Source organism: Haladaptatus sp. HS23, from assembly GCF_056892285.1.
In genome coordinates, this window is sequence record NZ_JBXGLH010000027.1 from 24481 (window position 1) to 32819 (window position 8339).

Annotated in this window: 6 protein-coding genes; 4 read left to right on the forward strand and 2 right to left on the reverse strand. The window is 47.5% G+C overall.

Going from position 1 to position 8339, the window contains the following annotated elements; translation table 11 throughout:
- The first annotated feature begins 40 nt into the window (after positions 1–40).
- From AC1XDK_RS29320 to AC1XDK_RS29335, 4 genes are all read left to right on the forward strand, one after another.
- A complete protein-coding gene (locus AC1XDK_RS29320) occupies positions 41–2518 on the forward strand; it encodes an amino acid permease (RefSeq protein ID WP_483353561.1) in 2478 nt (825 codons plus the stop codon).
- A 21-nt stretch (positions 2519–2539) separates the two neighbouring features.
- Positions 2540–3004 carry a hypothetical protein gene (locus tag AC1XDK_RS29325; RefSeq protein ID WP_483353562.1) on the forward strand — a complete coding sequence of 155 codons (465 nt, stop codon included), beginning with the start codon at positions 2540–2542 and terminating at the stop codon, positions 3002–3004.
- Between the two features lie 179 nt (positions 3005–3183).
- Entirely contained in the window at positions 3184–4737 is a 1554-nt protein-coding gene (locus AC1XDK_RS29330) for a TrkH family potassium uptake protein (protein WP_483353563.1), read from the forward strand.
- Between the two features lie 520 nt (positions 4738–5257).
- The gene (locus tag AC1XDK_RS29335) at positions 5258–5941 is read left to right on the forward strand and encodes a potassium channel family protein (protein WP_483353564.1); all 684 of its coding nucleotides are present in this window, start codon (positions 5258–5260) and stop codon (positions 5939–5941) included.
- Between the two features lie 47 nt (positions 5942–5988).
- Here the strand turns inward: AC1XDK_RS29335 and AC1XDK_RS29340 are convergent, their stop codons facing one another.
- Positions 5989–6984, reverse strand: coding sequence for a DHH family phosphoesterase (locus AC1XDK_RS29340; RefSeq protein WP_483353565.1), 996 nt, complete (start codon positions 6982–6984; stop codon positions 5989–5991).
- 160 nt (positions 6985–7144) lie between these two features.
- Positions 7145–7525: a hypothetical protein gene (locus AC1XDK_RS29345; protein WP_483353566.1), complete on the reverse strand. Its 381-nt coding sequence runs from the start codon at positions 7523–7525 to the stop codon at positions 7145–7147.
- Positions 7526–8339 lie beyond the last annotated feature (814 nt).

Here is an 8339-nt window from a genome sequence, read left to right on the forward strand (position 1 = left end):
GTGTTTCATGGGAAATACGTGACAGAACGAATCGCTGCGAATGAGTATAGCAAAGGGCCGTTACGAAAGCCAAGAAGTGATTCTGATGAGTAACGAGAGTGGCTTACCCGGACACGACAATCAGACAGATCTGGCTCGAGACCTCTCTCTGTTCGACATCACGATGATCGGCATTGGCGCAATGATCGGTGCTGGTATCTTCGTGCTAACAGGGCTTGCCGCAGGACAAGCTGGTCCCAGTCTCGTAATGGCATTTGCATTCAACGGCTTCATCACGATCTTTACTGGAATGGTATATGCCGAGCTTGGCTCTGCTATTCCAGAAGCTGGTGGTGGCTATTTGTGGGTTCGTGAAGCGCTGGGGCGCTCACAAGCATTTCTTGCAGGATGGATGAGCTGGTTTGCTCATGCCGTCGCTGGCTCCCTATACACGCTCGGGTTTGGGGCATTTGTCCACCTTCTTTTGACGGACTACTTCGGTATTCAGCTCTTTACGCCGATTGATTTATTTGTTATTACAATTGGCCCAGAGAAAATATTCGCTGCGTTTGCTGGCGCACTCTTTGCATACATCAACTTCCGTGGGGCCAAAGAAACCGGGCTCGCTGGTAACATAGTAACGCTAGTCAAAATCACCGTCATTATCGTTCTTATTGCATTCGGGTTAGGCTACATTTTCGGTCATCCTGCAGAAGCAACTAGCCGATTTCAGCCGTTCCTTCCACGTGGTTTTGGTGGCGTCTTCATAGCAATGGGACTAACGTTCATTGCCTTTGAGGGATATGAGATCATTGTTCAATCAGGCGAGGAAGTTGTAAACCCGAAGCAGTCAGTCCCAAAAGCGGTTTTCTATTCGATGTCTGTTGTTGTCACGATCTACATGCTCGTCGCAATTGTTCTTATTGGTGCAGTTACGGTCACACCCGATCTATTCCGGCTAGCACAACAAGGGGCTGCAGCTGGCGGTCATGGTGCAGGAAATCTCCCGGCAATTCCGGCGAATATCGAAAATGCTGCTGTCTGGGAAATTCTCGGTCATCTTGGTGAACTCGGCCTTGCTCGGGCTGCGGGACAGATTATGCCATACGGAACAATTGTTATCCTTGTGGCGGGCATTTTCTCGACGTTATCTGCACTGAATGCAACAACCTACTCATCAACCCGCGTATCGTTCGCAATGGGACGTGACCACGTCCTCCCCGATGCATTTAGTGAGGTGCATCCCGAAAAACAAACGCCATATATCGCGACAGCGTTCTCCGGAGCACTTATCATTTTCATGGCGGTTGCGCTACCTATTGAAGCGGTTGCAGCTGCAACTGATGTGATGTTTCTACTGTTATTTTTGCAGGTGAACTACGCCGCAATTGTGATTCGACGCAAATGGGGCGATCAGATCGACTACGGCTATGTAATGCCGTACTTCCCGTATGTCCCAATCATTGGAATTCTTACCAAACTGGGTCTCGCGGTATATCTGTTTAACTACAGCCCGCTAGCTTGGTACGGTGCCATCGCATGGATCCTCGTTGGAATTGGCATTTTCTTCATCTACTCACGCGGCCGTGTCCGTGAGACTGCGATCGAAGAAGAGACTCGTCTCGTGACTGAAGAACGTGCACCAATTGATCGTGGGTATCAAGTGTTGATCCCCATTGCAAATCCAGAACACGCTGAGCAATTAGTGAAAGCAGGTAGTGCAATTGCACGCCGAAAGGATGGCGAAGTGCTATTGACCACAGTCGCCACTGTGCCGGAACAGACACCACTTTCCAAGGGTCGTACAAATATCGATAAGCAACGACAGTTACTCGATGACGCGATGCAGTACGTCCCTGATGATGTTCCTGCCCATCGAACAGTGACGATTGGGCATGATATCGGCCGGAGTATCGATAATATTGCCTACCAACGGAAGAGTGATTTGATCCTGCTAGGCTGGCGCGGTCGCAGAAAACGGGCTTCCGATCTTGTCCTTGGATCGACCATAGATCACGTTGTCGAGCATGCTCCGTGCGATGTTGCAGTCATTAAGACCGCCAGAGGTATGACAGAAACACCGCACAACGTGCTCGTCCCGATGGCCGGCGGACCACACGCAGAATTAGCCGAAAACATCGCTACCGCCTATGCTGGTCTGGGTGCGAACGTGACGTTGTTAAATATAGCCAGCAGTGACAGTAATAAGGATGAAGCAGAATCGTTCCTCACAGAGCGTCAAGAGGCGTTAGAAGAGGAGAGTATCGAAGTTTCAACGATTGTTGTCGAAAGTGATGAAATCGCAGAATCAATTATCGCTTGCGCTGAAGAAAACAACTTAGACACCGTCATTCTTGGTGCCGCAGGAGAAGGTCTCCTCAGACGCGTTCTCTTCGGCGAAATTCCGGAGACAGTCGGCGAACAATTCGATGGCCATGTCGTAATGGCGAAAAAACATCGTCCAGTTCAATCGGCGATCAGCAACTTCGTCCAGAAATGGGTCGGCAGAGGAGCGAAAGCAGCCGATATAGCGAGCTGATCACGCCAGCACTCTCTTGAGATGATGTCGCCACTTTCAGATGATGATTTTGATGCCCCTGAACACTCTCTGATTTCCCAAGTAGCGACTTGGCTAGAACGCGCATGTTCCTTTAGTATACAAGCAGCAATTGCAGGAACGACCGTTACTGGTGGAGTGTTCCTTCTTTACATCATTGCTGGAGCACTCGCGATGATAAGTAGGATATGGATCCCAGAGTATTCGTTTTTGTCAATCACTGCCGATCCGTATTTTGCCGTGCTTGGCTTCCTCGCTGGTTTCGACATCTGCATAGGTACGGGTGCACTAATCATCCTGTATATGATGCATGGGGTTGAGGATATCCATAGTCAGATTTCAGCGCTAGCTGCATTTATTGGGTTTAGCTTCGGGACAGGTGTTATTCGCCTAACGCTTCCCTTAGTACTGCGAATTCTCAACGCCGACGAAGTTTTTTTACTCAATTTTTGTTTTGTGAATCCGTAGAGCGATTGATTGAAACACGTTTTGTGAGATACAGTCGTCTACTATCATTAGAAACAAATGATCCAATAATGATGATCTATCGATGGGATTTTTGATTCGATAATATACTCTTGTACTAGAGTTCGGATAGCGATCGAATACCCGTCAATATATGTAGTATCCATTGAAAACATGCGATAATGGTAGAGTGGTTACGGACGATCGGACGCGACCTTGGCCGAATGCTACAAGCCTTGTCTGCAATGTTTTTTGTCTCATTACTTATTCCGCTTGTTTGGCGAGAATACTACGCGGTTCCAGGACTTCTCTTGTCTGGATTACTCACATTTAGTTTAGGTGCTGGATTGACGAGGTGGTGTAGAAGTGCCGCAGAACCGGGGAAGCTCCATGGGATGATGATTGCTGCGTCTGGGTGGTTTTTGGTTGCACTCTTCGGCGCGTTACCATTCTATTTCATCGCATGGACGGTGAAACTCGATCCAGCTTTTCTTAGTGTTCCGCAAATGCAACCCGAAGGATATGCAACCCTCGCTGCGTTCAGACATCCAATAAACGGAATTTTCGAGAGCATGAGTGGTTTCACGGGAACGGGATTAACTATGACTGACCGTGAAGATCTCCTCCCACATACCCTCCAATGGTGGCGGTCCTTTATCGAGTGGATCGGTGGCGTCGGCGTCATCGTGCTCACAACTGCAATTCTTGCACGACCAGGAAGTGGATCCCTGACCCTTTATGAAAGCGAAGCACGCTCGGAAAAAATCCACCCAAGTATCGTCTCGACTGTCCACACGATCTGGTGGATTTTCCTTTTGTTCACATTCCTCTCAATTCTCTTGCTGTGGCTTGCGGGAATGCCGATATGGGGGGCAATAAATCACGCGATGACCGGTCTGGCGACGGGAGGATTCAGCATTACTGACAACAGCATCGGCACATATCACAGTGTGGCTATCGATTTCGCACTTCTTCCGGTGATGATTCTCGGTAGCATCGCATTCCCAATCCATTATCTGATTCTGCAGGGGGATCTAAAGAACCTCTATACCGACCTCCAAACGAGATGGGTGTTCGGATTTTTTGCATTTGGATCAATTGCGTTGACAGCAATGCTATTCTTTAATCAAACGTATGATTCACTCTTTCGTGCGTTCCGATTCGGTATCTTTCAGTTCGTTTCAGCAGCGTCGTGTACTGGGTTTCAAACCGCTGGTTCACTTGGAACCGAATGGTCTGCTGAAGCTCAAGTGACCGTTTCATTGGGGATGGTTGTCGGTGCTGCCGCTGGTTCAACAGTTGGTGGTATCAAACTTATTCGACTCGCGACGCTTACAAAGGGTACCTGGTACCGAATTACAAATATATTTTATCCGCGATCTGCACTCCGTCCATTCAAGTTAGATGGCCGAGTTCTAACCGACGCTGAGACAGCCCAAGAATTCGAAGAAGCATCGATCATCGCGTTCCTCTGGGTAGTGTTTTTGACGGTGGGGATATTCGTTCTTCTCATCACACTTCCCAGTGGAGCGGATGGCTACAGTCTTCAAAATGTTTTGTTCGAAGTCGCTAGCGCACAAGGAAACGTCGGCCTGTCCAGTGGGATTACGGGGGCTGCCATGCCACTTGTGGTCAAAGTGACGCTTTTCTTTAATATGTGGATTGGCCGTCTCGAAATCATCCCCGTATTAGTATTGCTTCGGAGTGTCTTCCGCGGAACAGGGGTGTATCGATAATGGTGAATCCTCGTGATTATCCGTTCTTCCGGCAACTTGCCCAATTCGGTGGTCAAGATACTATCTTCGACCTTCTGTTACTCATAGGACCACTGCTCATCGTAATCATCACCATTCTTGGGCGAACAGTTGTTACAGTCGGACTCGCTAGTGGCTATATTCTCTTCTTCCTCGGCTATCTTCTTTACAAGGATCTTGACTACCGTTAGAAGATTAGTCCTTTTATTTACTTCAGAAATAGAAAGTGGAGGTCTGATTTCTATCTATAAATAAGAACTTGGCCCAAACCCAATGAAAACACTGTTCGTGTGGACAGTCATCACGTGCTGAGTAAGGTCGATACACAGCTACCGACTCCCCGAAGAATAGACCGTCAAATGTGCTGAACTCGCTAACCATCGATTCTATTATACTACTCAGGGAACCAGAATTCATAACCGTGATTATTGTCTATTGAGATGGTAACTAAAAAGACGTTTGAGTAATCCTATATACGGTGAGTCACTAAAAGCCAATAAGAATGTATCTCATTATCATCGGGGCGGGAAGTATTGGAAGTCAGCTGATTAAACTTACAACTGAACAAAACAACGATGTTGTGGTAATTGAAAAGGATCCAGATATCGCAGAGACAACGTCCTCCACCTACGACTGTCTCGTCATCAATGAAGATGCAACGATTATTGATACCCTTGAGGAAGCAGGAGCACACCGAGCTGATGCTATCATCAGTACTACCGACGAGGATGCAATCAACATTATGGTGATGCTGCTCGCCCAAGAACTAGAAATTCCATCGCTTGTTTCAGTCGTTCATAATCCAGAGCATATGCGACTGTTTCGGCAAATCGGTGTAAACGTCCTTGAAAATCCTCAGCACCTTATTGCAGAATATCTCTACCGGGCTGTACAACGACCATCCGTCAAGGATTTCATGCATCTTGGAGAAGGTGCAGAAGTCTTTGAGATCACTGCTACCCAGGGGAGTGAAATCGCTGGAACATCACTTCAGGATGCAAATGAAATGGGATTGTTTGGCGATGATGTCCTAATTGTTGCCATTGAACGTGATCACTCGGTTATCACCCCGCGTGGGGAGACCGAAATTCAAATTGGTGACCTCGTTACGGTATTTTCAAAACACGGGTTTGCCCCAGATGTTATGGAGCTATTCACAGGAAATGGGCGCAGCAATCATCGGTGAAAAAGGTGTTACCAACGGCGGAATATGATGTCATGTTTCAGAGTCGGTTAAATATTGAGTGTATTGAAAAATTGTTTTGCAACGATTTTGAATAATTGCTTTTCTACTGCAGGTTCATTATCACCAGTTTCGGCAAAGATTCCAAGAGGAAGTTCTCCTTCAGCACGGTCAGAATGACCTCCGGCTGATCCATATGTACTAAACGCTTCCTCGACTACAGTGCCGACGTTGATCCGAGAATCGAAAGATTGTGCGCTGAGCCGAAGCTTGTCATCGACGATACCCATCACGAGAACAGTTTTAACCCCCTCTAATCGGAGCAAATAGTCAGCCGCTTGGGGGAGAGCTCCAGTTTCAGTCGTTCGTCCAATACTCGAGACAAGTGTTGACCCTTGTTTTTCTCGATGGTTGATCGCCTGCCCAATTGCATTGAGCGTAGATGCTGTGAGTGATGATCCGTATACTTCTTCGATGAGATCAATATCTACATTGGGATATAGTTCGGTTGCTGCTTGGTAATCTGCTAGTGTTGGATATCGAACGTGATCGAGTCGTTCGTTGTGAATCGCGAACAAAAGGGCAGAAGCGATAGAGACAGGGGGCGTCTTTTCTTGCTCTTGAATATATTCGGTGAGGATTGTTGATGTTGCCCCGTAAGATGGACGACTATCGATGAATGGTATGTCGATGCTATTTTCTGACTCTTGTATATCAATGATTACTTCAACTGGAATCTCATCTGGAAGCTCCACTTCTTTTCCGGACACTGAATGATCGACGAGAGCGATATGGCCAAACGAACCAAATACTCCCTCTTCGATTTCTTCAATCGGTATCTCAAATATATTCACAAAGGAGAGTGTCTCTTGATGAGTAATTTTTCCTTGGTAGAAGATGCTACACTGATCGATTTCAACTTGCTTTGCAATCCACTGTAAGGCGAATGCACTTGCAAGACAATCTGGATCCGGTTGATGGTGACAGACAATTGCGAGCGAGTCAAGAGTTTTTAAATAGTCATGTAGTTCGTCTGATTTTTGCATAGTTTCTACTATGTGTGAAGGGAATACGAATGTAGCGGCTCTTTTGGGGCTGTTTAGCGATAAAGCATCTACTAAATGGCATGCTTCTATCTCCCAACTAGAAAATCAAGGGGCTGAAAAATCAAAAGCCTATTCCTAAGTGACTCTCTTGATTAGTAGCTCAACAATCACTCGACGACTCTCGTTCCCAGATCATTGTGAACTCTCGATCTTTTGGAGCTTCGTCAATCCGATGGATTTCCCATTGGCCACCAGAACTGGGGTGGAGTAATTCAAGAACTGTAGTCTGATCAAGCCATTTCTCTGCATGCAGTGTCCTTCCGTCGAGAAATACACGATCGAAGGATACTGAATCCGGTTCATCGTGGTGACGAGAAGTATACCCAAATGATGAAAGTTGAACCCCTATTACCGGAATTCTTTCTTCGGTATCATTTATCTCCACGACTAGATGCTTGTCATAGGTCGGACCGACACCATCAGAGTTCGCTTCTTGATTGTTCTGTTTTTCGAGCCCAATGACACTGATATTCTCTTCCATTCGTATTCACTTTGGAACCGAGGAAAGTAGGTGTTTCTGCAAGAGGTGGTCTATTCTCATCTGTCCCAATATTGCTTCGTCGCCCGTACGCAGAGGAAGACTGGATTTTTCGACTCCTTTTCGTACCGCTCTGGCCGCTGTACCGCGAACGCCTCCGTAGGCAGAGACTCCACTATTTTGTCCAGTTAAATCGTCGTTGAATACTGGATTGAGATCCTCCGAGAAAAACCCCCCTGTAGTATAAGACGTCGACGTCCCATCCCTTGGACACATACTCTACCTCAAAGAAGTTCTCGCTCTCGCCATCCTCCGGGGGGAACTGGCCGAGTGGGTAACCGGTTGAGAACATGAGGAAGTCACCCAGTCTGAGAACGTGGGTAAACTTGACGAACACCCTGTCCCAGTCTTGACGTAACCGAGTGTAAGGACGCTGATGACGGCATCAACGAACGCTCGGTGGCGAAGTCGATTGGCTCGCTCGGGTCAACTCGTTCAAGGAGTTTTTCCACCGCTCCGAATCCGTCTCGATAGGAATAGAACGAGAAGCCGGTTCCGCAACAGTCGTAGTCGACTCGACGACCTTTCAGTAGCTCCTCGTCTATCCAATAACCTCCGCCCCAACTCAGCATCGGCGTGGAAAAACACCATAATCATGCATAGATTGGTCTGAGGGTCCCAGGGGTGTTGTACTGCCGCTTATACTGCCCACAGGAAGTCAATCGCCAAAATCGGCCAAATTCGAGGAGTCGACCTCGCTGCCGTCGCACGTTCTACTTCGGTTATAGAACCAATCACGCATCTTGAGATCGGCGGA